Source organism: Geomonas propionica (assembly GCF_016458235.1).
In the GTDB taxonomy this organism is placed as follows: Bacteria; Desulfobacterota; Desulfuromonadia; order Geobacterales; family Geobacteraceae; genus Geomonas; species Geomonas propionica.
In genome coordinates, this window is sequence record NZ_JAEMHK010000004.1 from 288,678 (window position 1) to 313,705 (window position 25,028).

A 25,028-nucleotide genomic window follows, 5' to 3' on the forward strand; every position below is an offset into this window, starting at 1 on the left:
GCCGCCTCCATTTTAATGTGGAGGGATGATAGCAGATCGGTGCCCGCAGCAAAAGGGGCTTTTCAGGTGATGCACGACTGCAGCGTGAAGAAGAAGGTGGCTCCCTTGTCGATCTCTCCTTCGGCCCAGATGCGCCCACCGTGGCGGTTGATGATGCGCTGCACCGTGGTGAGGCCGATGCCGTTACCCGGGAACTCGCTGGAGCTGTGCAGGCGCTGGAAGGCGTGGAACATCTTTTCGGAATTGGCCATATCGAAGCCGATGCCGTTGTCCTTCACGAAGCAGGTCTTGTCCGAGGCACTCTCCTGGGCACCAAACTCGATGCGGGCCACCTCGCGCATCTGGCTGAACTTCCAGGCGTTTCTCAACAGGTTCTTTATGGCGATCTCGAGCAGGTTGTGGTCGCCGAAGGTGCGGATACGGGGCTGGATCACGAACTCGACCTTGCGCTCAGGGGTTCCCTGCGCCAGATCCGCCGCGGTGTCGCTGACAATCTCGGAGAGATCGACCACTTCGCGCTTCAGGCTCAGGTAGGAGAGTTGGGAGAGCTGCAAAAGCGCCTCGATCAGCTCGTTCATGTGCTGGCTCGATTTGAAGATGCGCTCCAGGTAATCCATCCCCTCCAGGTCCAGCCTGCCGGCATACTGCTCCTGCAATGCCCGGGTGAAGCCGCAGATCCTGCGCAGCGGGGCGCACAGGTCGTGTGCCACCGAGTAGTTGAAGGCCTCGAGGTCCCTGTTGATCGACTCGAGCCGCTCGGTCTGTTCGGTGAGCAGGCGCTCCACCTGCTGGGTCAGCAGGCTGATCTCCTCATTGTTGGGTCGCTCCAGGAGCATGTTGCGTATGGTCTCCAGGGAGGTATGGACAGCCGACTTGAGATCTACCGCGTAAGACGCGTTCAGCATGCTGGACGCTATTTCCTTGTCGATGGTCAAAAAACGGCCCTCCCCGTTGTTCCTCTTCGCCTTGTACGTATCGGTCATGGGGCACCCCCTGTTGACCTGCACCCCCGAGGGGGCTTCCGTGACGCCTTCCCGTGCACCTGCAGCGGCCGCAGACCGCTGTACGGGATAGACGTCCCAGCTCCACTGTCATCCCCGTCCCGACCTTTGCCGCGGGGTTCGTCCTGTTATTGTCAGCAGCAACCGTGCCGACAACGTCTTGCCACCCTGTCCTCGTAATTTCGGCTACTTGTCCGGGTATACGCCTCAACTGCGCGCCGGGTCCGGCAATAAAGGTTTACCTGTTTCATGGCAGATGGCGCCGGGGCCTTGCTGGAGGCGGGTCACTGGTAGGCAACGTTTGTGGCAGGTGCAACGTCGGTTGCAGACGGCTCAGACGGATTTCCTCCTGAGCCGGTTGTTGAGGGCTTGCCTGGAGATTCCCAGCAGGCTCGCGGCCTCTCCCTGGTTGCCGTTGGACATCCGCAGCGCCTCGCTAATCAGGTGCGATTGCGCCTCCTTGATGCTGGGGAATCCGTTGAAGATGACGGTGACCACCTCGTGCCCCTCCACGGTGAGCCCCTTTCCGGAAGGTACATTCATGTTGGAGCGGAAGGCGGCCAGGGACAGGGGCCCCTTCTCGTGCAGGGCCACCGCATCGTAGACCATGGCCTGCAGCTCGCGCACGTTGCCGGGGAAATGGTACCGCTGCAGCAGCCGCGGCAACTCGGAGGGGTACCATGGGCGCTTCTTCCCCATCTGCCGTGAAGCCAGGGTCACGAAATGCTCCAGCAGCAGTGGTATATCCCCCTGTCTCTCCCTGAGCGGCGGGATGTGGAGCCGGTGGCAGCTCAGCCGGTAGTAGAGGTCCTCGCGCAGCTTCCCCTGCTCGAGGAGTTGTCTCAGGTCCCGGTTGGTGGCCACCACGATACCGGCGTCGGTTTTGGCAGCCGCATCGGATCCCAGCGGCAGGTACTCGTGTTCCTGGATCAGCCTCAGGAGCTTCACCTGGGCCCCCTCGCGCAGGTCGCCGATCTCGTCCAGGAACAGGGTCCCACCAGCGGCCTTCCTGATCAGCCCTTCGCGGTTTTCCTGGGCGCTGGTAAAGGCCCCCTTGCGGTGGCCGAAGAGGGTGTCGGAGAAGACCGCGTCGTCCAGCCCCGCCACGTTCACCGTCACCAGCTCTCCCTTGCTCCCGGAACAGCGATGCACCGCCTCCGCGAAAAGCTCCTTGCCTACCCCGGTCTCCCCTGTGATCAACACCGGCTGACCGCTGTGGGAAACCGCCTGAGCCCTTTTCATGAGCCTCAGCATCTGCGGATCCTCGGTGACGATGTCGGGGAAAGGCATGCGCCGCCAGCGCAGCCGGTGCTCGTCCTCTGGTGGGCCCAGCGCGCGGTCGATGGCAGCGAGGAACAGCACGTTGTCGATCGGTTTCAAGAGGTAGTCGCAGGCCCCGGCGCGCATGCAGGATACCGCCTGCCCCACTTCCGCCACCCCCGTGATGATCAGTACCGGCAGATGCGGGAACTCTTCCACCAGGCGGGGCAAGAGGTCACGCCCGGTAACGGTGGGCAGCGCCAGGTCCAGGACCACCAGGGCCGCCTCGTTGCGGCGCAGGTAGGGAAGCAGCCCGTCGCCGTCGTCGAAAGTCAGCACCGGCCCGACTCCGTGACCCTGCAAAAGGGCCCGGTAGATCTGCAGCATGTCCTGGTCGTCGTCCACCACCACTACCGGCAGCGGCGTCACTTCGTTGCTTTTCATGACCGGCCTCTGTGCCTTTGGCGGCGCTAGACCTGGAAGTAGAGGATCGCCCCCTTCCCTGCCTGCTCCGCGCTCCAAATCCGCCCCCGATGCAGGTTGATGATGCGCTGCACGGTGGCCAAGCCGATGTCGCGGCAGCTCCTCTCGTTACCGCTCGCGCCGGCCACTTCGCGCAAGGTGGCACTGAGCCGGGGGCCGTTGTCGCTCACATAGCAACTGCGCTCCCCCTCGACCTGGGCGGTCCCGAACCTGATCACCGGATGTTTTACGCCGATGGTGCTGTGCCAGGCGTTCTCGAGCAACTGCTCCATCGCCAAACGCAGCATGTCCTTGTCGCCGGTGACCGTCACCCCGTCCTCGATCCGGAAATCGACCGGGCGCTGGGCGTGGCCGCTTAGTTCCGCGGCGATCTCCGCGGCCATGGCGCTCAGATCGACCTCCACCGGCTGCAGCTCCGCGGCGGTCAGCGCGGTCATGCGCTCGAGAGCGGTGATGGTGCCGGAAAGCTCGCGAGCCGCCATGCCGATGCTCTCCAGCAGTTCCCGGCCGGGAGGGTCGAGTTTGCTTTGTTGCAGCTTCTGCAACCGGTCGCAATCCCCGCTGATCCGTTCCAGGCGCGCCCCCAGGTCGTGCGATACCGCCTGTCCAATCGCCACCAGTTCCGCGCTGCGGGTCTCCAGTTCCACCTTGAGTACCCTGAGCCCGTTCTCCGCCTGCACCCGGGAGGTCACGTCCAGGCCGATGATCCAGTTCACCCATCCGGTGATTGGCACGTAGCGCGAGATGTTGTACCAGGAGATGAGTTTGGGGGAGCCATCCTTGCAACGCAGACTCCATTCCCGCCCCCGGTAGTCCCCCCCCTGCGGCGGGTGCGCCGACACCACGTCCTCGCGCAAAGCCCCTTCGACCTGGAGCAGCTGCAGCATCGGCTTACCAATCACCTCTTCGACCCTAAACCCGGTGATGCGCTCGTACTCGTGGTTGCAGGCTGCCAGGCGATCGCTGTTATCGAAGGCCATCATGATCACCGGCAGGTGCTGCAGGATGGTCTGCAGGCGCCTGCGGTTGGCCAAAAGGGCCTCGTCCTTCTCGTGGATCTGCTGCTCGTTGGCGCGCAAGGTGTCCTCTTCCTGCCAGTTCTCGTAGATCTTGCGGGCCAAGGCTGCATAGGCCTGTTCCAACTCCTGCTTGAGCCGCTCGCTTTCGGCCTCCACCATGGTCATGCGCTGCGAGGCGGCCAGAAAGATGTCAAGCTCGCAAACGGCGGCCTTCTTGCGGTGCTGCAGCCCCGGCGGGATGAAGAGCGGGTTCTGGCATACCCTGCCACCGCTGACCAGGCCCGGGTGGATGCGGACCAGTTCCAGGAGCAGTTCCGGGCTGAAAACACGCCGGTCGTACAGGCAAAGAAGGGCCGTGTCCTGCTCCTCGGCAAACGCCGTGAGATCGCGCTCGAAGCGGTGCAAAAGCTCGAGCGACTTGGGGTCCTTCACGGCCCAGCCCATATCGCAGATGATCCGGGTCCCGCTGAAGCCCTCGCTAGCGGCGCCTGAGCATATGTTGCGCAACAGTTCCATGACCCGTTCCGGCTTGAAGGCCCCGCCGCTGAACCAGGTCTGCTTGACCGGCAACAGGACCAGCGCGCCGGAATCCTGCTTTTGTACCTCGACCACGTTCTGCAGCAGGCGCTCCAGCTTATCCTGTGCGGCATGCAGGTAGACGCAGCGCTCCCCTGTTGCCACTCCCTTCTGGATGAAGGGAAGCACCAGGTTCAGCACCTCGCTGTCGTCCTGATACAGCAGGCAGAGGTGGTCGTGGCTGTTGACTACTCCGATGTCCGCGATATCTGAGGCGCGTTTTTCTTCTTCCATCGGGGTGATCTCCTCACTGGGGGTGGACATTAAAAAATACCAACACAATATACTGGAACACAACGCCATTGCAATAAGACAAGGGGCGAATTTAGCGTCTGTCGGGGGTGGAACTCGTGTGGTAAGCGCGTTTTTTTGACCGAGGTCAAGGAAGGGGGAAAGGGCGCCGTGCTAGCCTGCGGCACGCTAGTGATCAAAATGTAACGAGGGAGGAAAGATGTGCGATTGCGGTTCGGGTAGCTCCAGGGCTGGTGGGCCCTACGCCACGGGCAGGGAACTGGTTGAATTTGTGCTGGCGGCGCACGGCGGGCGGGTGGCCTGTTCACCGCTCCCCAGCGCGCTCGAGGTGAGTTGCCAGGAGTGCGGCAGGGAGTTCGTGCTGCAGACCTTCGTGCAGGGTTGCCCCTCCTGCGGCGGCCTGCACGCGGTGTCTCCGCCGAGGGCGAATGACCCCGCGGCGGTGCAGTACGCCGGCGCCGATTTCGGCGCTACCGCCTAGGGGCAAAAGAGACCTTACTCCCCTCTCCCCATGGGAGAGGGGGAAGACAGAGGCGGTGGAAGCAGCAACTGGAAACGCGGTTCAGCGGCGGGAGGTGCGCTTGGGGCGCCCTTCGGGACGGGAATCGGGACGGGCAGCCAGGCGCGCCAGGTAGACCACATGACGCAGCCCGCCGCGGCCGGGGCGGTCGCAGGTGACCGAGAAGCCAGCCTGGCGCAGGCGCTTGTCGAAGCCCTGGTCGTAATTCTCGCCCCAGATCGCGAAGACGCCGCCGGGCTTCAGCGCACCCTTGCTCATCTCGACGGCGATCTCGCCGTAGAGGGGATCCATTATCTTGTCGGTCTTCGCGTGCGGCCCAGTGTAGAGGTCGAGCACGATGGCGTCGAAGCGGCTATCGTTCATGGCGCTTCTCCGGATCACGTCAGCCACGTTGGCGATTTCCACTTCGACCCGGCGATCATCGGCCGCCCCCGCGGTGAGCGGCGCCAGCGGTCCGCGGCACCACTGCAGGACCACCGGGTTCAGTTCCGCGACCAGCACGCTCGCCGTCTTCGGCAACTGGTCCAGCACCGCCCGCAGGGTGATCGCCATACCCAGCCCCCCCACCAGCACCCGCGGCGCCGCCGCTTCCTTCAGGTGACCGCAGGCCACTTCCCCGAGGGCAACCTCGGAGCGATGCAGCGAGCTGTTCATCAATACCAGCCCGTTCACGGTGATCAGGAAATCCTTCTCGCCCCGTTGTCTCAGTTCCAGGACCCCGTCACCGGTGGTCACGCTTTGCAATACTTTCCAGGGCTGCGCCATGTATCTCCTCTACTTAAATTACTTTTTCCAGTTGCGCCGCTGCGCCGCCTCTTCCAGCGCCTCGACCTCGCCCAAGAGCACCAGGTAGGTCTGGTAACGTTCCTCGCTGATGCCGCCCGAGGCGACCTCGTCGCGCACCGCGCAGCCCGGTTCCTGCCGGTGGCGGCAGTCGTTGAAGCGACAGCGATGGTCCTGCAGCGCCTCGAAGCCGGGGAACCAGGCGGCGAGCTCGGGGGCGGTGATGTCCACCAGCCCGAAGTCGCGGAATCCCGGGGTATCCACCAGCTCCCCTCCGCCGGGAAGGGCGTGCAGGGAAGAGACCGTGGTGGTGTGCCGGCCGGTCCAGTTGTAGTCGGACAGCTCCCCCACCTTCAGGTTCAGCTCCGGGCAGAGCGTGTTCATCAGTGAGCTTTTCCCGACCCCGGTGGTGCCGACGAAGGCGCCCCGGTGGCCTTCGCGCAGGAAGTCCCGCAACGGCTCGATGCCGGCGCCGGTGACGGCGCTCAAGGGGAAGAAGGGGAGGATGCCGCCGTAGACGCTGGCGGTGGCGCCGCTTAGCTCGACGCCCTCGGGGAGGTCGCACTTGTTGAAGACGATGAAGGGGGACAACGCGGCAGCGCGGGCGGCGACGATAGCACGGTCCAAAAATCCCGAGGGGGTGCCGGGGGCGAGCACCACGCCAAGCACGTCAAGGTTGGCGGCGAGCAGATGGACGCCTCCCCTGGCATCGCGCCGGCTCAATTCGGTCCTCCTGGGGAGCCGGTTCAGGACCTCGCCGGCCACCGTCACCTGGTCGCCGACGACGTGGCCTGAGTTGCGCTTCACCTTCACCATGCGCCGCTCTCCCGTCTCGAAGAGCACCTCGACGGCCACTCCGAAATGGGAGACGATCAGCCCCTGTTCGGCCCCGCTCTTCCCCTGCTGACTATTGTTACCCATACCCCTCCAAGTCGAAGTTTCAGGCAGTTGCGCCGCGGTTCGCTTCCAGACAGGCTCCGAGAGTACGGCAGGAGCGAAAAGTTGTCAACTAAAGCGAATTTGCGCCGATAAATGGGACAGATGGGTGCGGCGAGAGCGGTTGACACCGGGGCTGTTTTGCACCATAGTTTGCGTTATGCAACAGCCTGGAAGCGCAGGTTCCAGAGCCCGTTTTTTTACTACTTGATCAGAAGGGCGCATCAACGCCCCTCACATAGAGATCCGTCGGATGCGGGAACTTCTCTACCAGGCATCCAAAGGTGGCAGCCATGAGTAAAGAGACAGTGGATGAAGCGATCGACATGTACGTGAAGGAACGGATGGTGAAAGGTAAAGAGATGGCCCTCACCCATTTCCTGGCCAGCCTGTACTTGAAGGAACAAAGCGAAGGGATCATCGAATGCATGCGCAGGGTGCGCGGGCTCACCCGCTACTACATGGATCTCACCAAGGTGATGCTCAACCCGTTCAAGGGTCCCGAAGTAGCCTGGTTCTTTTCCATGGTCAACATCGCGGTCTATGCCTGCTTCCTGCTCTCGGTCGAGGAGCAAAGGATGCTCGGCATCGCGCTCCTCTCCGGGACCCTGGTCAACGGCGGCTACCTGATCCACAACATGACCAAAAAGTGGTGTGACATGCACGTCATGCTGGCCATCTACGACGAGATCGTGCAGATAGCGGACCATGAACTGGAGACGCTGGCCTGAAGCGCCTGCGCCAGTTCGGCCAGGCTCCCCACCGCGAGGTCGGTGAGCTCGGGCCAGCGGAAGGCGCGGGCAGGGTCGACGTGAACGGTGCCGGCGCCGGCCGCGCGACCGGTCTCAAGATCGAAGGCGTAATCGCCAACCATCACCAGTGCCGCTGCGGGAACTCCCCAGCGGCACGCCAGTTTGTGGATGCCGTCCGGGTCGGGCTTCGCCCGCGCGTCGTCCCGCCCCAACACGTCTCCCTCCCCGATGAAGTCGATGAGCCCGATGCGCGCCAGGGTGGCCACCGCGTTCTCCCTGGTGTTGCGGGTGAGCACGCCGATCCGGGTGCCGCGCCCGTGCAGGAGCTGCAATAGTTCCAGCGCCCCTTCCGCCGGTTCGGTCCGTTGCGCCAGTTCCTCCTCGATCGACTGCAAAAGCGCCCGCGCCCGCATCCCCTCCGCCTCGGGGAGCCCCTCCAGGTGTCCCAGGATGTCGCTCCCCCGCGGGACTCCCAGTACGTTCCGGATGTGGGCAAAGTCGTGGATGGCGACGGTGAGGGTGCCGTCCAGGTCGAAAACCCAGTGCCTTTTCTGCAATATCCCCTGCGACTTGTCGTTGTCCATATCACCCTTTTAGCAGATCCCGACAGATCTGGAAAGCCCGTTACCCCTGCGCCGGGGCCTCTCCGGCGCCGGTGGTCCCCGGCATGGTGTCCAGAAAAGCGCCCACCGCGGCGTGCACCTCTTCCGACCCCGCGCCGGCCAGGATGCCGTGGCGCTGCAGTGGGAACCTCTGGTAACTCTTGTGCTCGCTCCCCAGCATCTCGAAGAGGCGCTGCGAACCGCGCGGATCGACCACCGGGTCCCCTTCGGCCTGCAGTACGAGGACCGGGGTGGTTATCCCGGCCAGCTTGGGCTCCAGCTCACTCATGAAGCGCTCCATGGCCCTCAGGGCGCTGACCGGGATCCTGGCATAGTTCAGTTCCGGACGTTCCGGCACGCTCTCCACGAATTCCTTCTTGGCCCACTGGTAGCTGAAGACGTCCATGACCCGGTTCCAGACCGTGACCGCCGGCGCGAAGCGGGAGGAGATGTCCAGAAGCCGCTGCGGCGGACAGACGGCGAACACGGCCGCCGCGTCCCCCACCCGGCTGGCGCAGTCGAGCGCCACCCCGCCGCCGAAGGAGAAGCCCCCCACGACCACCCGGTCGCACAGCGACTTCATCAGGGCGTAGCCCAGGTCCACCGATGCCACCCAATCGCTGCCGCTCCTGACCGCCAGGTCCTCAGGGGAGGTGCCGTGTCCTTTCAGGCGCACCAGGTAGACCCAGAGCCCTTTTCCCTGCAGGTAACGGGCGAGCTCCAACATCTGTGCCGGGACCGAGAGGAGCCCGTGCACCAGCACCACGCCCAGGCGGCGCGACTCCCCCTTCAGCAGTACGGGCATGCCGACCTCGCTCTCCTTGCTTTCCCCCTGGCGGAAGTACCTCCGGTAGTCGGCGTCGAACTCCTCCAGGGCCTGACGTTCCAGGATCTGCGCCACCTTCTTGCGCACCAGCCAGACCGGCAGCCAGGCCATCAGGTGCACCTCGCGCTGCAGCCGGGTGAGCGGGAGCACCTCGTTGGCGATGACGCCGACGGGGTTGTCGATGCGGGCGCGCTGCATCTCGAAAGGGGCGGAGAACTTGGCCCGGTCCTTCACCAGCTCGCCGTCCTTTTGCACCACGACCCCCTTCTCCAGCACCAGCTCGCGGAACTCCCGGTACTTGTGATAGCGGTCGTCGGTCAGCAGGGAAACCTGGTCGGTGCTGAGGCTTTGGTGCAGATTGCAGGTGTTGTCGGTGTCCTTCAGGCAGAGCTTGGTCAGGAGAAAGACCCGGCGCCGGAAGTCGTCCTCGTCGATCGACCTGAACGGGTAGGCCCGCAGCAGCGATGCGAAGAGATGGTCGTGGTTCACGGTAGTGAGGTCGTAGATGCTGCTCATGTAGCGCTGCATGAGGCGGTTGGCCGCATGCTTCATCTCGTTGATGGACGGGAGGCGGTCGTCGAAGCCGTAGCTCGCGGTGGAGACGATGTCGGCCTCGACGTCCCTGCTCCTCAGGTAGGCGGAGGGATCGATGGGAGTGCCGAAGCGGATGTCGATGTCCACGCCGGAGAGGAGCATGCTCCCCTCGGTGAGAAGCTCCTCCTTAAGGTGTTGGGGCGCCTCGCGCAGGAAGAGCTCGCTGAGCCTGCTGAGCGCGTTCTCCCGGGCGCGCAGCGGGTAGTAGGTGATGTTCACCGGGACGATGTGGCACTTTCCCTTCTGGAGCGGCCCGAGGTCGGTGATCTGGAACATCCCCTGCAGCCGCGCCACCTCCTCCGGCGCCACGGCCTGGAGTCTCAACATCCTCTGGCGGTAAAACTCGGTGCGCAGCGCGAGTGTGGCGGCGCCGGAGCGGGGGCGCACCCCGCTGGGAGGAAGCAATAGGTGCTTGCGAAAGAGCTCCTTGTCCTTCACCATCCTTCCCTCGGGGAAGATGATCCAGGAGGCCTCGCCGGTCAGGAGGGTCTTGACGATGACCCGGTCGCGGTCCGGGTTCTTGGTAGAGACCGCCCCCATGAGGTCCAGAAAGCGACTCAGCGGTCCCGCGAAGAGGGAGGCGTCGGCCAGGGACCAGACCGGCACCCGGGTCAGGCGGTAGATATGGTAGGGGAGCAGCACCGTCTCAATGCGGGTGAAGTGGTTCACCACGAAGATGACCGGTCCCTCGGGGATGTGCTCCTTGCCGTGGACGTTCACCTGCAGCTTGGAGAACCCCTGCAGCATCGCGATCATGCGACCGGTGGCGAGGTATGCGTTGCGGTTCATGGGTTCTCCCGGGAGAGCTCCAGGGCGCGGCGCAGCCATCCCGGACGGTTGGTCATGATGGAGTCGACGCCGAGGTCGCAAAGCCTGCCGGCGCCCGCTGCGGAATCTACGGTCCAGACGTGGATCTCCAGCCCGCGCGCCCGCAGCTCACCGACCAGCGCTGCGTCGAGTATGGCGCGATCCCGGCTGGCAAGCCCGTCGGCGCCGATCTCGACCAACCGCGACAGCACCTGCGCGGGCGAGGGGTGCCACCCGCCACGCCACCGGTAGTCGCACAACCAGCAGGCGCGATAGTCGGGCAGGCGCTCCTTGAGCGCGGTCACCAGCAGGTGGTCGAAGGCGAGAAAGCGGATCCGGTCCGCGGCGACGCCGCTGCGAGAGAGGTCGGCGGCCAGCGGCTCGATGATCTCCGCGCCGGACTTGAGCTCGATGAAGAGCCGCTTCCCGGCGGGGAGCATCTCGAGCACCTGGGCCAGGGTCGGGATCGGCTCGCCCCGCCACGGTGCCCCTTTCCAGCTCCCGGCGTCCAGGCGCTGCAGCTCCGCCAGTGTGGAATCTGCCACCTGGAACTCGCCGTCCGCGGTGCGGGAGGTGCCGGAATCGTGCAGGCAGACGATGCTGCCGTCGCGGGTAAGCCGGAAGTCGGCCTCGATGCCGTCCGCACCCTGTGCGAAGGCGAGCCGGAACGAGGCGAGGGTGTTTTCGGGAGCGTCACGGGAGGCGCCACGGTGGCCGATGATGAGCGGGGTGCTGGGCATGCTTTCCTCGCGTCGGAGTGATCAAACGTTCATTAGCATACCCGGCCGCAGCCGGGAAAGCAAACGGCAAAGGAGAGTTCCCTCTTCACCCCTCCCGGTGCAGATAGTGACCGTAGAGGGAACTGGCGCAGATGGTGAGGAACTTGGTGAGGTCGCTGTCGCTTCTGGAGGTGAGGATGATGGGGGCGCAGGCGCCCAGGACCACGTTGGCCACCTCGGCCCCCATGGTGAAGACCCAGCTCTTGTAGAGGAAATTCCCCCCCGAGATGTGCGGCACCACGATGATGTCGGCCTGCCCCGCCACCGGGTTGCCGGTGAGCCCCTTTTTGCGGACCGAATCCGGGTAGAGCGCGAGGTCGTAGGAGAGCGGGCCGTAGACCTCGGCCTGCGGCCATTGGCGTCGGGAGAGTTCCTGCTCCAGGAGCGTGGTGGGGATGTTGGCGGAGGGAACCTCGTTCGCCTCTAAAAGCGCCACCTTGGGGCGCTCGACCCCCAGGGCGCGCGCCACCTGGATGGCGTTGTCGATGATGTCGATGGCGGAGGCGGCCTCCTGGTGCGCGAACAGCTCGGGGTTGATGGCCGGGTCGGTGAGGAAGATGAGCCGCTCCACGCCGGGCAGCTCGAAGATGCTGACGTTGGAGAGCCTTTTGCCGGTGCCGATCCCGGTCTCCCGGGAGAGCACCGCCTTCATCAGGATGGCGGTATTGATCCCTCCCTTCATGAGGAGGTCCCCCTGCCGGGTCGCCACCAGCTCCACGCCGACGCGCGCCGCCTCCCGCTCGTGGTCGCCCACGCCGCGTACCGGGACGAAACGGTACTGCTTCTCGAAGACCAGGAGCTCGGCACAAGCATCCCGCACCCGGTCCGGATCCCCGACCAGGAACACGGTCTCCAGGATCCCCTCCTCGATCCCCTTGTTTACCGCCTTGAGGGAACCGGGGTCGGGGCAGACCAGCACCACCTTCTGGCGCGGGGCGAGCCGGGCCGCCTCGATCAGGCTCTTCATGCCGTGCCCCTTGGTGAGCTGCAGCATGGATTCCCCTTTGTAGAGCACGGCGACCAGCCGGGTGGATTCACTGAGTGAGGTGAGCGCGTGGGGCAGGAGCGAGTCGAAGTAGAGGGAGTCGCCGGCCTCGAGGTGGAATGGCTCACCGTCCACGGTGACCTGCAGCTCGCCGGAAAGGACGAACAGGAACTCCTCGCCCGGGTGGCGGCTCAGGTCCGGCTCGCACGCCGGGTCGCGGTACAGCTCCACCACGAAGGGCTCCAGGTGCCGGCCGGCGAAAGCCTGGGCCAGGCTCTCGTAGTGCAGGGCGTTGCGGCGGTCCACCCCGACCCTCTCGTCCTTGCCGGTCTTGACAGCCCGTTGCCGCGACTCCTGGTCGCCCCCCAACAGGCGCGAGATGCCGACGCCCAGGAAGGTGGCGAGCCGCAGCAACTCGGAGATGCCGGGGGAGAGCTGGTCGGCGAGCACCCGGTCCAGGGTTTCCCGGTCCCACCCCAGCGCCTCGCGCACCTCGTCCATCGGCACGCCCTTGGCCGCGACCACCGCCCTCAAATTAGGCCCGATCTTCATCGGCTCCTCCCTGGTAACGGCGCGCCTCGTCGGCCCCGGAGAGCGCCCGGAGCGCCCCATCGACGAGCGCCTCGATCTCGAATTCGCCGGGGCGTACGAAAACGGGGGCGATGAACTGCACACGCTGCTGCAACCCCTCCACCACGGACGCGCTGAAGGCAAGCCCGCCGGTCAGGACGACGCCGTCCACCTCCCCGGCGAGGGCGGCGGCGAGGGCACCGATCTCCTTGGCGATCTGGTACACCATGGCGTCCAGCACCAGGGCCGCCCAGTGGTCGCCTTCATTCGCGCTTGCCTCGGCCTCACGCAGGTCCACCGTCCCCAGGTAGGAGAAGACGCCCCCCTTGCGGGCCACGATGCTCTTCAACTGTTCGGTGGTGAAGGCTCCGCGCTCCACGAGCTGCAGCACCCCGATCACCGGCAGCCCCCCGGTGCGCTCGGGGGAGAAGGGGCCGTCCCCGTTGAGGCCGTTATTCACGTCCACCACCTGCCCCTTGCGGTGCGCGCCGACGGTGATGCCGCCACCCAGGTGCGCCACGATCAGGTTCAGCTCCTGGTAGGGCCTCCCCAACTCCCGCGCCACCTCGCGCGCCACTGCCTTCTGGTTCAGGGCGTGGAACATGCTGCGCCGCTCGATGCCCGCCATGCCGGAGAGACGCGCCACCGGCCACATCTCGTCTATGACCGGCGGGTCCACCACGTAGGCGGGAACGCCCAGGCGCGCCGCCACCGCGTGGGCCATGACCCCGCCCAGGTTGGCGGCATGCTCGCCGTTCACCCCACGCACCAGGTCACCCAGCAGTGGTTCTTCCACCAAGTAAACGCCGCTGGGGACCGGTCGCACCAGCCCCCCCCGCCCCACCACCGCGTCCCAGCGCACCTGCTCGACGCCGGTCTCGCGCAGGTAGCGGACCAGGTGCTCCATCCGGTAGTCCAGCTGTTCCATGACGGCGTGGAAAGTCTCGATCTCGCTTCGGGGGTGCTCGATGGTCGCCTTGACGAGCTTCCCTGCGCGCCGCACCCCTACCTTGGTCGACGTGGAACCGGGATCGATGGCCAGGATGTTCATGCAGACCTCGCTTAGTGAGCGGTCAGAGGTTGCTTTTGGCCGCCATGGAGGAGATGTCTACGGCGAAAACCGCCGTTGCGGCCAGGGTCGCCTCCGGGAACTCAAAGCTTCCCGAGGCGTACTGCGCCATGATTATACCGAGTGCCTCGCATTTTTCCTGATAGCCGTCGATTACCCGCGCGGTGCCGTAACCGACCACGCTTCTGTACTTCATGGTGAAGTCGCAGGCCTTCTCCGCCGGCAGCACCGCGCCGTGCTCCACCACCGTGAAGCAGACCCGGTTGTTCTGCTCGATGACCTCCAGTTTCTTGCCCGCCCTGGCACAGTGGAAGTACAGGGTGGAATCACGGTAGCCGTAGTTCATGGTTACCAGGTAGGGCTCCCCCTGGGCCGCCAGTGCCAACTGGCAGATCTCTCCTTTTTCCAGGATCTCGTTGGCTACCAGTGCCGTGAGCTGCCGGTCCTTTCTTCTCATCGTTTCATCCATATCGTCCTCCGATATTTCCTGTAGCCCCGTGGATGGCAGCAGGTCAATAACTCCAGTGATATCAAGCAACAACGGGACTCATAATGCCTGCTTTGTCTGACAAAGTCTAGGGGTTTTAGACAGCGCTAGGCCTAACTCTCGTGCATGGGCAACAACGCTGTATTATATGTTTTTAACCACTGTTTTTTTGACTCAATATAGCTGAGTAATGTGTCGATATATTCCATGAGTTCCGGCTACACAGTCGACGGAACCGGTTCGAGCCTAGCCTGATTGGTCGTTACTCATAGCGGAGCGCACCGACAGTCAAAACTGAGAGAGGAGAGAGAATATGGCGGTCGAGACAATCACGGAAACTACCCAGTATCTGACCTTCAAGCTGGAGGACGAGCTGTTCGCCCTGGACATCGGCAAGGTACGCGAGGTGCTGGATTTCACCTCCATCACCAAGGTGCCGCAGACCCCCGACTATATGCGCGGTGTCATCAACCTGCGCGGCAGCGTGGTCCCGGTGGTGGACCTGAGGCTGAAGTTCGGCATGGCGATGGCCGAGCAGACGGTCAACACCTGCGTCATCATCGTCGAGGTGGAGCTGGAGGGCGAAAGGGTGGTCATGGGGGCCATGGCGGACGCGGTCCAGGAGGTCATGGACCTGGAGCCGGACCAGATCGAGCCGCCGCCGCGCATCGGCACCAAGCTGAACACCGACTTCATCAAGGGGATGGGCAAGCACAACGAGCAGTTCATCATCATCCTCGACATCGACAAGGTCTTCACCACCGGCGAACTGGCGATGGTCCAGGAGCTGGAGGGAGCCGCCGCCTAGCAGCTAAAGGTTTGGTGGCAGGCAGTAAAAGGGCAGTCGCTTACGCGGCTGCCCTTTTTTCATTGGCTCTTCAAGGCGAAAGACAGCGGGGGCTATTTGCATGCGTTGCCGCACCCGGTGTCGCCTCGGGCTCCCTTGACGGGAGGGGGGGGGAAGGGGGGGAGCTGCAAGCAGCAGAAATCATGGCATCTTCCCCCACCCCCCTTACCCCCTCCCGCAAGGGGAGGGGGACAGCAGCAGCGGGCTTCGCGAACCCTTTTCATTGCCAAGCCATGACGTTGGCCCAAAAAAAAGCGCCGTCCCGGAGGACGGCGCGTCATGACATGGCATCGCAGGCGCCCCTCAGGGCGCCGATATAATCAAACTAGTACTGCTCGAAATCCGCGTCGCTCATGCTCTTGTCGTCCAGGTTGAAGTCGTGTCCGACGGCCTTCTTTACCGGCGCCGTTGTGCTGCCGGGAGTCGCGGTCTTGGCATGGGTCAGCTGCTTCCCCTGGGGCGCGTTCGGCTGGGCGGCGGGAGCCCTCTTGGCCGCGGGCGCCACCTTTCTCACACGCTCGTCGCCGATCTTGAAGAAGGAAACCGCGCTCTGGAGCTGCTCTGCTTGGCTGGAGAGTTCCTCGGCTGTAGAGGCCATCTCTTCGGAGGCGCCCGCGTTGGCCTGGATCACCTGGTCCAGTTGCTGAATCGCCCTGTTTATCTGGTCCGCCCCGGTATCCTGCTCCTTGCTCGCCGCGCTGATTTCCTGCACCAGTTCCGCGGTCTTCTGGATGTCAGGAACCATCTTGGCGAGCAGGTCCCCCGCCTTCACCGCGACGTCGACGCTGCTCGCGGACAGCTCGCTGATCTCGGCCGCCGCCTTCTGGCTCCGTTCCGCCAGCTTTCTTACCTCGGAAGCGACCACGGCGAAACCCTTGCCGTGCTCCCCTGCCCTGGCCGCCTCGATGGCAGCGTTCAGCGCCAAGAGGTTGGTCTGTCGCGCTATTTCTTCGATAATGCCGATCTTGCCGGCGATCTCCTTCATGGCGCTCACTGTCTCCTGGACTGCCGCGCCACCTTCCCTGGCGTCCTCGGCGGACTTCACCGCGATCTTCTCGGTCTGCATGGCGTTGTCGGCATTCTGCCTGATGTTGGAGGACATCTGCTCCATGGAGGAAGAGGCTTCTTCAGCAGAAGCAGCCTGCTCGGACGCCCCCTGCGACATCTCCTCGGCGCCGGAGGAAAGCTGCTGGCTACCCGAGGCTACGTTGTCGGAGGCGCTCTTCACCTCGGCGACGATGCCCTTGAGGCGCCCTACCATGGCGTTCAGTGCCGCCGCCAGTAGCCCGACCTCATCCTTCTGGTCTATGTCTAGACTCTTGGTCAGGTCCCCCTCGGCGACGGCAGAGGCGAGTTCCACCCCGCGCCTGAGTGGCAGGCTGATCATGCGCGCGATGATGATGCCGAGCGCCAGGCCGAGCAGGACGCCACCCGCCACCAGACTCACCATGAGTGTCAGGCTCGATTTATAGATCCTGGTGGTCTCCAGCGACGCATCCTTGGCGTTCTCCTCCTTCAGGCGGGCCAGTTCGGTGAGGGTATCGTCCACCACTCCCTGCTTGGTGCGCGCCTCCCCGAAGGAGAGTGTCACCGAGGGTGTACTGTCGTTCAGCTTGTCCCGCGCGCCGAGCTCAATCACCTTCTGTTGCAGCGGAAACCACTCTTCGTTGGCCGCCTCAAGCTTTTTCAGGATCTCCTTCCCCTTCTCGGAGAAGAACAGCGGCCGCGCCTTGTCCAGCCATTCCTTGTAGCCGGCCTTGTACTTGTTGATGTTGGTGACGTACTTTTCCCGCTCCTGCTGCGTGGTGGCGAGGAGGAAGTTCTTCTCGGCCCGGGAGATGTAAATCAGGTTGATGTTGGCCTCCTTGATGTAGGAGATCCCCAGCAACTCTTTCATGTACATCTCGTCGGCCATGTCGTTGATGGTCCCCATGTTGCGGATGCCGATGACGCCTACTACGGCCGTTATCAACGCTACCGCTACAAACGCCGTAACAAGCTTAGTGCCGACCTTCAGATTGCTGAACCATTTCATGTGCACTCCGTCCTCTGCGTGTGGTTGTCGCTGGCCGAGACGTCGCCAAGGCGGACTCCTCACCAACTGTCCCATGCTTCATCGACGGGAATGGCTCGCGATGAATCAGAAAAACGCCTGCTGCTGGCGGATTTTTGGCCGAGAGGGGGCTGCCGTGGTGGGTAATGAGGGGACGTGGAACGGGGGCAATGGGACCAGCATAGTTACGGGTAAAAGAAGCAGTGGGTCAAACGAGGAATCGGCAAAGAAGAAACGGGACGCAGGGATGCCGAAGCATGGTGGAAGGGAGGCGGACCGAGGCTCAGTCGAGGGGGAGTAGCCCTTCCCGGATGGCGAATTTGGTAAGACTGGCGATGTTGGTGAGGTTCAACTTTTTCATGAGGTGCATGCGGTGGGTTTCCACGGTCTTCGGGCTGATCTGGAGGTGAGCGGCTATCTCCCGGGAAGTTTTCCCCTGGGCCATGAGCACCAACACCTCCTCCTCGCGCGCGGTAAGCGGCAACTTCCCAGCTGCTGTTGGAAGCTCGTGCTCCAGGACCCCTTGCAGCTGAGAGCTGAGGTAGAAACCGTTGTCGGAAACGATCCGGACCGCCTCGAGGATTTCATCGGAGGGACAGCTTTTGACCAGGTACCCTTTCGCTCCGGCGTCCAGGGCCTGGCGCACCGACCGTGCATCGCCGTACATGGAGAGCATCAGCACCTTCATATCCGGGAAGGCGCTGAGAATGCAGCGGCTCGCCTCGATGCCGTTGCCGTCGGGCATCATCAGGTCCATAAGGATGACATCCGGCTGCTTCTCATAAGTGAGGCGCACGGCCTCCATCCCGCTGGCGGCCTGGGCCACGACTTCGAGTCCGGGTGCTTTCTCGATCATCGCGATCAGACATTCGCGGATCAACGTGTGATCGTCGGCAAGAAGGATTTTGGTGGTCCGCATCGTGTCCCGGTAGTTGTCGCTTCGCGAGGAGAGGTTCAAGGTCGCAAATGAGAGGCAACTCTAACAAATAGGGACGGGTCACGATATCAGGGTTTATATGAGAGGCAGCGGAGATTTTCCTGAGTAATTCAGTTGTCTAGACTGGTGAATCCCTCACGAATGGCGAACTTGGTAAGCTCAGCCACGGAGCGCAGCTTCAGCTTCTTCATAATCTGCTGGCGGTGGGTGTCGACGGTCTTCACGTTGATCTTGAGCAGAAACGCAATGTTCTTGGCGTTGTTCCCCTCGGCGATCAGCTGTAGCACCTCCCGTTCCCGCGGGGTCAGCGCCGCTTCACCCTGCTGCAAAGAATCGGGAATCCTCTTTATGTAGTCGTCGATGACCACGCCGATGATACCCGAGCAGACGTAGATCTCGCCCGCGGCCACGGACCGCACCGCATGCACCAGTTCAGCGGAGGTGCAGTCCTTGAGCAGGTAGCCCCGCGCCCCGGCCCGGAAGGCTTGGGCAACGAAACGCTTGTCCTTGTACATGGAGAGGATCAACACTCGGGCCGATGGGCATTCCACGCCGAGCCTTTGGGTCGCCTCGATACCGTTCATGCCGGGCATGCTGGTGTCCATCACGACCACGCCGGGAGCTGCCTGCGCGGCTATCTCCAGCGCCGATCTGCCGTTATCGGCGTCGGCGACCACCACGATGTCGGGGAACTTCTCCAGCAGGATCCGGATCCCCTCTCTGACTATGCTGTGGTCGTCGACTATCATCACGCGTGTCATCACGAACTCCCTGTAGTGTTGCGATCCCCCTCCGGAAAGGGGACGCGGACGGTCACCTCGGTGCCGCCAGAGTCGGAACGAAGCTCCAGTTGGCCACCGAGATGCTGCACCCTCTGCCGGATATTGAACAGGCCGAAACCGGACATGGCCCGATCCTGCGCCTGCGGGGGGAAGCCTTTGCCGTCATCGGTGACCCTCAGCTCCAGGTGATCGGCCCCTTGCCTGATGGTGGTGGAAACCTTTCCCGCCTCGGCGTGCTTGACCACGTTCACCAGAAGTTCGCGCGCCACGTGGTATAGGGTCCCCCCCAGTTCTTCGTTCAGTTGACCGGTCAGGTCGCTGGTGACCTTCACCTGCAACTTGTGCTTGGCCTGAAACTGCTCCGCCAGCCAGTCCAGTGCCGCCTCGAGCCCCACTTCGTAGAGCAGCGGCGGGCTGATCTGGAAGGTGAGGCTGCGGACTTCCTGGATGGTCCGCTCGAGCAGAAGCTCCAGCTCCCGGACCGTCCGGGTCGCCGCGGCGGGAAGCTTGAAATCCTGACAGCAGTCGCTGAGTTTCAACTTGGCCAGGGCCAAATTCTGCCCGATCTCGTCGTGCAGTTCGGCGGCGATGCGGCGGCGCTCCTTCTCCTCCGCCAACGACAGCTCGATCGCCAGCGCGCTCAGTTGTTCCTGGTTGGCAAGCAGCAGTTCCTGCGCCTGCACCTGCTCGGTAACGTCGCGTGAGATGCTGAAGATGCCGCTTACCTTGCCGTCGCGGTCGAAGAGCGGCCCCTTGGTGGAAAGGAATACGCTTGGGCGACCCAGCCGGTCGACGAACTGCTCCTGCAGGGTGGAGCTGGCGAGCGACGCCATGACCAGGTGGTCGTTTCCGCGCAAGACATGCACCATCTCGTCGGGAAAGAGATCGCTGTCGTCCAGCCCCAGGATCTCCTCGGCCGGCTTGCCGTACCACTTGGCCGCCTGGCTGTTGATGAGCAGGTAGCGCCCCTCGAGGTCCTTGGCGTAGATCAGGTCCGGAGTGCCGTTCACCACGGCATCGAGCAGGTCCTGGGTCGTCCTCGGCTCGTAATTCAAGCGGTGAGACATGCTTATGACGCTCCTACCCTTGCGGTTGCCAGCAGTTCCTCGATCTGCGCCAATCCGGGCGCGCAGGCCTGCCCTCGCTCGCGTGACAGCTCGAGGGCCACGCTGCCCAGGGCGCGGTAGATAAGCGCGAGTTGCCCGTCGTAGCTCTCCAGCGCGTCCAGTTGCCGGGCCACCACCCCGGCGTCGCCGCGGGCGATGGGGCCGGTCAGGGCGCGGGCGGTGCCGGCGCGAAAGACGTTGTCCACCGTGCCGCGCACCAACGGCTCCATCACCAGGAGCGCGGTCTCGCGGGGGACGCCCCCCTTCTCGAAGGCCCTGAGCCCCGCCTCCAAAAGGGCGGTGAGGTAGTTGCAGGCCAGCACCGAGCCGGCGTGGTAGATAGTTTTGAAACGGGGATCGATGTTGAAGATCTTCCCGCCGATGGCGCTGAAAAGCTCCGCCATCAACTCGCGCGCCTGAGGATCCCCCTCGATGCCGCACCAAGTCCCGGCGAAATCTCCGACACAGACGGCCGGGTCGGCGAAGCTTTTCACGGGGTGAACGCTCGCCAGCTGTGCCCCGAACTGTGCGGCGGGCTCCAGGAGCGCACTCCCCAGCGAACCGCTGAAATGGCACACCGTGGTGTCCCGGTCCAGGAGGTCGGTGCGGCACAGCTCCCGGACACAGGCGGCGATGGCGTCGTCGGGGCTGGCCACGAGGTACAGGTCGGCGCGCTCGAGCTTGTTAAAATCGGCTACGGGGCGTCCCGCCCCGATGAAGTCGGCTGCGGTCTGCGCGCTGGCCGTCGAACGGGTCAGGATGTCCCTGACTGCCACGCTCCCCGACTGCTGCAGCAGACGCCCCACGGTCTTACCCACGGCGCCGCAACCAATGATGCTGAAGGTTTTCATCACTCTCTCCCAAATCCGGACAACCTGGTCAGGGTACGACAAATCAAACGAGAGTGTCAACGATACCGGCAGCGGGGGAAGGTGCGTTGCGCAAAGGATGAGAAAAAGCGGAGGGGAAAAAAGAAAATCCCCCACCGCGAGGAGGGGGATTTGGGGGGCGAGCGCAGCAGCGGGCAGCGGCGCCTAAGACTTGTCGTCCATGTTGAGGCTGTAATCGTCCCCCTCGACGCACTCGCTCGAGGCCTGGAGAAAGGACTCGGCCTGGGGGTCCCTGACGATCTCGACGACGCCGTGGTTTGCTGACCAGGCCGTGCCGCAGACGCTGCATTCCGTGATTCCCTCGTTGAACCCCTCCGAATGGAGGTTGGTGTCGACCTGCGCATGGTTCTTACATACCGGGCACTTCATGGTTCTCCTCCTCCCGCGGCAACTGCGGTCGCTGATCTAATGAGAGAGATTATGACGGCATTTGCTCGCGTGGCAAGTCCCAGCCTGCGTCTGTATGCCGCCGACCCTGCCTGGACTTCGTGCCGGCGCGCCGCCGCGAGACGCCGAGGTCCCCTCTCGCTACTGCACCGGCGCCGGGGACGCAGCTTTCTTGACGCGGGGCGTTTTGGCACGAGGTGTCGCGGTACGCCCCTTCCCCCTCCCCTTCTGGGCCTTCACCGGAGGGTGGTAACTGGCCGGGTCCGCGGGGTGGAGGTCGTTGAAGTGCGAGGAGATGATCTTTCTTACCATACCGTCGCTGAAGCGGATGGTGGCCCTGACTTCGTCCACCTCGACCACCTTGCCGGTACCCCATTGTTGTGCCATTGCATGACTCACCACGCTGCCGCGTTTGACGATCATGTTTTTACCCTCGCTGGTGACGTTGTTCGGTCCAGGGCGGACGCGTCGACACGCTCGGCCGGAAAGGTCGAGGCTGCTGGCTGCGAACTTGGATCGATTGTTGGAAAGACTGATCAAGTGATCAAGAGACGTGACGGCTGCTGCAGGGATCGACGGCCCCGGAAAATGGGCGCCATGAGAATATACACCGGAAACGGGAAATGGACAGCGGGAGGGGATAATTTCCGGCTACGGCCGCGCCCCCCCGCCCCCTGTCCCGGTCTGGGCAGGGGGTGCCACGGCGGGCTCGGAAAGCGGCCTCAACTGTTCGGGCGGGACCTGCGGCTCGCCCATGATGATGACCGCCGGACCGCGCAGTTTCTGCAGGGAGCCGGTATCACGGGCGCCGACCGCCCAGCGGTACAGCTTCTTCGCGTCCATGAGCACGGGCTTGGCCGGCTCGCCGTAGTAGGCAAGCTGCATCTCTTCGTCGCTCAGCCCAATGCAGCCATGGGAGGCGGGATAGCCGGGGAGGTCGCGGCCGTGGATCCAGTAGGAAGTCCAGCCGTCGTCTTTCTTGCCCACGTGGAAGCGCAGTCCGTAGTGCATCGGGTAGGGACGGTCCGTTCCCTCCACCGGGAACAGGCTCGACTCGTGCGCCGGGTCGACGGTATCGACGCGGTAGCTGCCGTTTTCCAGGCGATACTCCTCCACCCCCACCGCAACCGGTGCGGAGAAGACCAGGGTGCCGAACTCGTAGGCGCCCAGAAACATCTCGTTCTGGTCGATGAGGATCAATTGCGGTTCCTTCTCCGCTTCGTAGTACAGGGGGGGCATCGGGTTGAATTCCTTGATGTCCTCCATGTGCTTGGGCACCTTGACCGACATGCCGGCCAAGAAGTGGCGCCGGTCCATGCGGTTGAAGCGCAGGCCGTCCTGCCACTGTTTGCCGAAGATCTTGTAGGGGGAGTCCTTGCTGGTGACCTTGACGCAGTCCCACTCGTAGAGGTAATCGGTGGGGTAGTGGATTTCACACAGGGATCGGATCTTGTCCGCCGCAAAACAGGGGAGGCTGGTGATGCCGAGGAGAATCAGCAGGGTGCAGAGTGTGCGTAGCAGCGGTTTCATTGTGCGCCTCGTTCCTTGGCCAGTGAAGCGGCTGGCCGCCGGTTGTGAGACGACTTCATTATACCAAATCTCTCATGAAACTTGAAGCAGCGCCTGTGGTCATGAGAAACAAGAAGCCCCGGGCCTTGGGGACCGGGGCTTTCGCTTATCGCAGGGGTGCTGCCGACCGGTCAGACGGTCGAGCGCAACAGGCGGTTTACTTGGCCCCAGCCTCCCTGGGCGCCGGTTGCCGCCATGAACTCCTTCACCGCCGGCTTCATCTCCTTGGCGATCTGGCTCAGCTCGTCGTTCAGGTGGAAGACACCCTTTCCTGCCACCGCCTCGCTGTCGGCGCTGGCCGCCAAGGAAAAACTGAAGCTCCTGCTGGTGAGCTCCGCGGCGTCACCCTGGTAGCTGAGTGAAATGCCATCCGCGCCTGCCTGGTAGGTCGCCGACTGCTGTTGCACGGAGACGTGGTCGTACTGAAGCTGGAGGCCAAAGCTCACCTCCTTGCCATCGCGGGTGGCGATGGTGCCGCTGAAGGAGAGTGAGGCAGACTGAGCGGCAAGGTCCGTTTCCTGGTAGCTCAGCTGCTGCACCGTGCTGCCGGTCACCTGGTTCAAAAGATCCCCCAGCATGTGCAGCGTGGGATCCGTGGCGGCGGAACTATCTGCCGTCGCTTGCCTCGACGATGCCAGCGCCTCGTCGGAGACCGTCACCTGGTCTTTGCCTGCCTGAACCGGGCCGTTTTTAGCTGAAGCGGAGGTGCTTGCCTGCAGTGCCTGCGCGGCAAGAGGAAGAGTTGTCGCATGGCGCGTGTTCGAAATTTCCATACCTTACCCTCCTTACGGTTTTGAGCCAATACGATGCGTATCGGAAGAAAGGGGGCAGGCTTGAATATTTTTTAACGGTGGAGGCGGGGCGAGCCCCTCACCCCTCTCCCGGAGGGCGAGGGGTGAGATGCGTCCCGGGATGGCTAAGCGGCAAAAAAAAGCCCCGCCGGCCGGGATGGCCGCGGGGCTTTCTGTTCGCCGGTGCCTCGTTCAGCTAGGGCGGGCACTGCGCGCACATCGACTTGAAGAGGTTGGTGCTTAGGTAGCGGTCGCCCCGGTCAGGGAGGATCACCACGATGGTCCCCGACTCAAGTTCCTTGGCCAGCTTGAGGGCACCGAAAACGGCGGCCCCGCCGGACATGCCGCAGAAGATGCCGTGCCGCGCCGCGAGGAGCCTCGCCGTCTCGAAGGCGTCGTCGTCCTCGACCACGAGCTTCCTGTGGTAGGCGGTGGGGTCGTAGATGGGAGGGACGATGGCCTCCTGCATGTTCTTGAGCCCCTGGATCTTGTGCCCCAGCACCGGCTCGACGCCCACCACCTGGACCTCCGCTGCCGTCTCCCGGAAGAAACGGGAAAGACCCATGAGGGTGCCGCCGGTGCCCATCCCCGCCACCATGTGGGTGACACGGCCGCCGGTCTGCCGCCAGATTTCCGGCCCGGTGGTCTCGTAGTGCGCCAGGACGTTGTTGGGGTTCGCGTACTGGTTGGGCATGTAGTACTTCCCCGGGTGCTCCTCGTAGATCTTGTGGGCGAGCCGGATGGCGCCATCGGTCGCCTCGCAGCCGGGGGAAAGAACGATCTCGGCGCCGTAGGCCTCCAGGACGCTGCGGCGTTCCATGCTGACGCAGGCCGGCATCACCAGCTTGATGCGGTATCCCCTGGCCGCGGCGATCATGGCCAGCGCGATGCCGGTGTTCCCCGAGGTCGGCTCCAGGATCACCTTGTCCACCGTCAGTTCGCCGCTCTTCTCGGCCGCCAGGATCATGTGGCGGGCCGGGCGATCCTTGACCGAGCCCCCGGGGTTGTTCCCCTCGAGCTTGGCCATGATCCGCACGGCGGGGTGGTCACAGAGTGAGTCGATCTCGATGAGCGGTGTGGAGCCGATGGAATCAATCAAGCTTTGCCCTTTCAATGTGCGCCTCGCTTTCAATCAAGGTATCGGACTATATGGTTTGCCGGACAGCATGGCAGCATAGCACGGCAGCTCTGCAATCAACAACCCATAAGTTCTTCCTCCCGGGACAGTCCTGCAAGCTCCCGACACTCTGTGCTATTTACGCCGGCAACTGTACTTCACAATTTCTTTTACTTTCAATAAACAATGCCCTATATTTCTGCGGCTGAGTCTAATACGGGGGCGGAATGAAAAAGATTGTCTTAACT

General features: G+C 63.6%; 24 protein-coding genes. 3 read left to right on the forward strand and 21 right to left on the reverse strand.

Going from position 1 to position 25,028, the window contains the following annotated elements:
- Nucleotides 1-62 precede the first annotated feature (62 nt).
- The 3 genes from JFN90_RS07805 to JFN90_RS07815 all read right to left on the reverse strand — a co-directional run bounded on the left by JFN90_RS07805 (nt 63) and on the right by JFN90_RS07815 (nt 4,573).
- On the reverse strand, nt 63-983 hold the full coding sequence (locus JFN90_RS07805; protein WP_199394550.1) for a sensor histidine kinase: 921 nt from the start codon (nt 981-983) through the stop codon (nt 63-65).
- 351 nt (nt 984-1,334) lie between these two features.
- Nucleotides 1,335-2,705 (reverse strand): sigma-54-dependent transcriptional regulator, encoded by a 1,371-nt coding sequence (locus tag JFN90_RS07810; protein ID WP_199394551.1) that lies wholly within the window; start codon nt 2,703-2,705, stop codon nt 1,335-1,337.
- A gap of 26 nt (nt 2,706-2,731) precedes the next feature.
- Complete coding sequence (locus JFN90_RS07815) at nt 2,732-4,573, reverse strand: MEDS domain-containing protein (RefSeq protein ID WP_199394552.1); 1,842 nt, start codon at nt 4,571-4,573, stop codon at nt 2,732-2,734.
- Nucleotides 4,574-4,790: 217 nt separating this feature from the next.
- Between JFN90_RS07815 and JFN90_RS07820 the strand changes: the two genes are divergently transcribed.
- On the forward strand, nt 4,791-5,072 hold the full coding sequence (locus JFN90_RS07820; protein ID WP_199394553.1) for a hypothetical protein: 282 nt from the start codon (nt 4,791-4,793) through the stop codon (nt 5,070-5,072).
- An 81-nt stretch (nt 5,073-5,153) separates the two neighbouring features.
- Here JFN90_RS07820 and JFN90_RS07825 read toward each other — a convergent pair whose 3' ends face one another.
- Both JFN90_RS07825 and rsgA read right to left on the reverse strand, forming a co-directional pair.
- Nucleotides 5,154-5,876 (reverse strand): spermidine synthase, encoded by a 723-nt coding sequence (locus JFN90_RS07825; RefSeq protein WP_199394554.1) that lies wholly within the window; start codon nt 5,874-5,876, stop codon nt 5,154-5,156.
- A gap of 18 nt (nt 5,877-5,894) precedes the next feature.
- Nucleotides 5,895-6,815, reverse strand: a complete 921-nt coding sequence (gene rsgA / locus JFN90_RS07830; protein ID WP_199394555.1) for a ribosome small subunit-dependent GTPase A — start codon at nt 6,813-6,815, stop codon at nt 5,895-5,897.
- Nucleotides 6,816-7,123: 308 nt separating this feature from the next.
- On the opposite strand from rsgA, the gene JFN90_RS07835 reads away from it, so the two are divergent.
- Entirely contained in the window at nt 7,124-7,561 is a 438-nt protein-coding gene (locus tag JFN90_RS07835) for a GSU0071 family protein (RefSeq protein ID WP_199394556.1), read from the forward strand.
- Here the strand turns inward: JFN90_RS07835 and JFN90_RS07840 are convergent.
- From JFN90_RS07840 to JFN90_RS07865, 6 genes are all read right to left on the reverse strand, one after another.
- Nucleotides 7,510-8,166, reverse strand: coding sequence for an HAD family hydrolase (locus tag JFN90_RS07840; protein WP_199394557.1), 657 nt, complete (start codon nt 8,164-8,166; stop codon nt 7,510-7,512). The two genes, JFN90_RS07835 and JFN90_RS07840, sit on opposite strands and share 52 nt — an antisense overlap.
- Before the next feature lie 40 nt (nt 8,167-8,206).
- Complete coding sequence (locus JFN90_RS07845; RefSeq protein WP_199394558.1) at nt 8,207-10,393, reverse strand: alpha/beta fold hydrolase; 2,187 nt, start codon at nt 10,391-10,393, stop codon at nt 8,207-8,209.
- Nucleotides 10,390-11,151: a glycerophosphodiester phosphodiesterase gene (locus JFN90_RS07850; RefSeq protein WP_199394559.1), complete on the reverse strand. Its 762-nt coding sequence runs from the start codon at nt 11,149-11,151 to the stop codon at nt 10,390-10,392. The genes JFN90_RS07845 and JFN90_RS07850 overlap by 4 nt, the downstream gene beginning before the upstream one ends.
- A gap of 85 nt (nt 11,152-11,236) precedes the next feature.
- Nucleotides 11,237-12,727, reverse strand: coding sequence for a phosphate acyltransferase (locus tag JFN90_RS07855; protein WP_199394560.1), 1,491 nt, complete (start codon nt 12,725-12,727; stop codon nt 11,237-11,239).
- Nucleotides 12,711-13,796, reverse strand: a complete 1,086-nt coding sequence (buk, locus tag JFN90_RS07860) for a butyrate kinase (RefSeq protein WP_199394561.1) — start codon at nt 13,794-13,796, stop codon at nt 12,711-12,713. The genes JFN90_RS07855 and buk overlap by 17 nt, the downstream gene beginning before the upstream one ends.
- Before the next feature lie 22 nt (nt 13,797-13,818).
- Complete coding sequence (locus JFN90_RS07865) at nt 13,819-14,283, reverse strand: pyridoxamine 5'-phosphate oxidase family protein (RefSeq protein ID WP_199394562.1); 465 nt, start codon at nt 14,281-14,283, stop codon at nt 13,819-13,821.
- A 331-nt stretch (nt 14,284-14,614) separates the two neighbouring features.
- Between JFN90_RS07865 and JFN90_RS07870 the strand changes: the two genes are divergently transcribed.
- Nucleotides 14,615-15,109 carry a chemotaxis protein CheW gene (locus JFN90_RS07870; protein WP_199394563.1) on the forward strand — a complete coding sequence of 165 codons (495 nt, stop codon included), beginning with the start codon at nt 14,615-14,617 and terminating at the stop codon, nt 15,107-15,109.
- A 364-nt stretch (nt 15,110-15,473) separates the two neighbouring features.
- On the opposite strand, the gene JFN90_RS07875 is transcribed toward JFN90_RS07870, so the two are convergent.
- From JFN90_RS07875 to JFN90_RS07920, 10 genes are all read right to left on the reverse strand, one after another.
- Entirely contained in the window at nt 15,474-17,183 is a 1,710-nt protein-coding gene (locus JFN90_RS07875) for a methyl-accepting chemotaxis protein (protein WP_199394564.1), read from the reverse strand.
- 301 nt (nt 17,184-17,484) lie between these two features.
- Nucleotides 17,485-18,120, reverse strand: coding sequence for a response regulator (locus JFN90_RS07880; protein ID WP_199394565.1), 636 nt, complete (start codon nt 18,118-18,120; stop codon nt 17,485-17,487).
- A gap of 128 nt (nt 18,121-18,248) precedes the next feature.
- Nucleotides 18,249-18,899, reverse strand: coding sequence for a response regulator (locus JFN90_RS07885; protein ID WP_199394566.1), 651 nt, complete (start codon nt 18,897-18,899; stop codon nt 18,249-18,251).
- A complete protein-coding gene (locus JFN90_RS07890) occupies nt 18,899-19,987 on the reverse strand; it encodes a PAS domain-containing sensor histidine kinase (RefSeq protein WP_199394567.1) in 1,089 nt (362 codons plus the stop codon). The genes JFN90_RS07885 and JFN90_RS07890 overlap by 1 nt, the downstream gene beginning before the upstream one ends.
- A gap of 2 nt (nt 19,988-19,989) precedes the next feature.
- Nucleotides 19,990-20,877 (reverse strand): Rossmann-like and DUF2520 domain-containing protein, encoded by an 888-nt coding sequence (locus tag JFN90_RS07895; protein WP_199394568.1) that lies wholly within the window; start codon nt 20,875-20,877, stop codon nt 19,990-19,992.
- 183 nt (nt 20,878-21,060) lie between these two features.
- Nucleotides 21,061-21,285: a hypothetical protein gene (locus JFN90_RS07900; RefSeq protein ID WP_199394569.1), complete on the reverse strand. Its 225-nt coding sequence runs from the start codon at nt 21,283-21,285 to the stop codon at nt 21,061-21,063.
- Between the two features lie 159 nt (nt 21,286-21,444).
- Complete coding sequence (locus tag JFN90_RS07905; protein ID WP_199394570.1) at nt 21,445-21,726, reverse strand: DUF3553 domain-containing protein; 282 nt, start codon at nt 21,724-21,726, stop codon at nt 21,445-21,447.
- 228 nt (nt 21,727-21,954) lie between these two features.
- The gene (locus tag JFN90_RS07910; RefSeq protein ID WP_199394571.1) at nt 21,955-22,833 is read right to left on the reverse strand and encodes a L,D-transpeptidase; all 879 of its coding nucleotides are present in this window, start codon (nt 22,831-22,833) and stop codon (nt 21,955-21,957) included.
- A 170-nt stretch (nt 22,834-23,003) separates the two neighbouring features.
- Nucleotides 23,004-23,645, reverse strand: coding sequence for a hypothetical protein (locus JFN90_RS07915; protein WP_199394572.1), 642 nt, complete (start codon nt 23,643-23,645; stop codon nt 23,004-23,006).
- Nucleotides 23,646-23,859: 214 nt separating this feature from the next.
- Entirely contained in the window at nt 23,860-24,759 is a 900-nt protein-coding gene (locus JFN90_RS07920; protein ID WP_328755418.1) for a cysteine synthase family protein, read from the reverse strand.
- Nucleotides 24,760-25,028: the final 269 nt, after the last annotated feature.

Coding starts and splice junctions, on each gene's coding strand:
- buk (WP_199394561.1), bottom strand. CDS start 13,796: ATGAACATCCTGGCCATCGATCCCGGTTCCACGTCGACCAAGGTAGGG.
- JFN90_RS07890 (WP_199394567.1), bottom strand. CDS start 19,987: ATGTCTCACCGCTTGAATTACGAGCCGAGGACGACCCAGGACCTGCTC.
- JFN90_RS07880 (WP_199394565.1), bottom strand. CDS start 18,120: ATGCGGACCACCAAAATCCTTCTTGCCGACGATCACACGTTGATCCGC.
- JFN90_RS07875 (WP_199394564.1), bottom strand. CDS start 17,183: ATGAAATGGTTCAGCAATCTGAAGGTCGGCACTAAGCTTGTTACGGCG.
- JFN90_RS07910 (WP_199394571.1), bottom strand. CDS start 22,833: ATGAAACCGCTGCTACGCACACTCTGCACCCTGCTGATTCTCCTCGGC.
- JFN90_RS07855 (WP_199394560.1), bottom strand. CDS start 12,727: ATGAAGATCGGGCCTAATTTGAGGGCGGTGGTCGCGGCCAAGGGCGTG.
- JFN90_RS07815 (WP_199394552.1), bottom strand. CDS start 4,573: ATGGAAGAAGAAAAACGCGCCTCAGATATCGCGGACATCGGAGTAGTC.
- JFN90_RS07825 (WP_199394554.1), bottom strand. CDS start 5,876: ATGGCGCAGCCCTGGAAAGTATTGCAAAGCGTGACCACCGGTGACGGG.
- JFN90_RS07895 (WP_199394568.1), bottom strand. CDS start 20,877: ATGAAAACCTTCAGCATCATTGGTTGCGGCGCCGTGGGTAAGACCGTG.
- JFN90_RS07810 (WP_199394551.1), bottom strand. CDS start 2,705: ATGAAAAGCAACGAAGTGACGCCGCTGCCGGTAGTGGTGGTGGACGAC.
- JFN90_RS07820 (WP_199394553.1), top strand. CDS start 4,791: ATGTGCGATTGCGGTTCGGGTAGCTCCAGGGCTGGTGGGCCCTACGCC.
- JFN90_RS07805 (WP_199394550.1), bottom strand. CDS start 983: ATGACCGATACGTACAAGGCGAAGAGGAACAACGGGGAGGGCCGTTTT.
- JFN90_RS07885 (WP_199394566.1), bottom strand. CDS start 18,899: ATGACACGCGTGATGATAGTCGACGACCACAGCATAGTCAGAGAGGGG.
- rsgA (WP_199394555.1), bottom strand. CDS start 6,815: ATGGGTAACAATAGTCAGCAGGGGAAGAGCGGGGCCGAACAGGGGCTG.
- JFN90_RS07870 (WP_199394563.1), top strand. CDS start 14,615: ATGGCGGTCGAGACAATCACGGAAACTACCCAGTATCTGACCTTCAAG.
- JFN90_RS07835 (WP_199394556.1), top strand. CDS start 7,124: ATGAGTAAAGAGACAGTGGATGAAGCGATCGACATGTACGTGAAGGAA.
- JFN90_RS07915 (WP_199394572.1), bottom strand. CDS start 23,645: ATGGAAATTTCGAACACGCGCCATGCGACAACTCTTCCTCTTGCCGCG.
- JFN90_RS07900 (WP_199394569.1), bottom strand. CDS start 21,285: ATGAAGTGCCCGGTATGTAAGAACCATGCGCAGGTCGACACCAACCTC.
- JFN90_RS07905 (WP_199394570.1), bottom strand. CDS start 21,726: ATGATCGTCAAACGCGGCAGCGTGGTGAGTCATGCAATGGCACAACAA.
- JFN90_RS07865 (WP_199394562.1), bottom strand. CDS start 14,283: ATGGATGAAACGATGAGAAGAAAGGACCGGCAGCTCACGGCACTGGTA.
- JFN90_RS07840 (WP_199394557.1), bottom strand. CDS start 8,166: ATGGACAACGACAAGTCGCAGGGGATATTGCAGAAAAGGCACTGGGTT.
- JFN90_RS07850 (WP_199394559.1), bottom strand. CDS start 11,151: ATGCCCAGCACCCCGCTCATCATCGGCCACCGTGGCGCCTCCCGTGAC.
- JFN90_RS07845 (WP_199394558.1), bottom strand. CDS start 10,393: ATGAACCGCAACGCATACCTCGCCACCGGTCGCATGATCGCGATGCTG.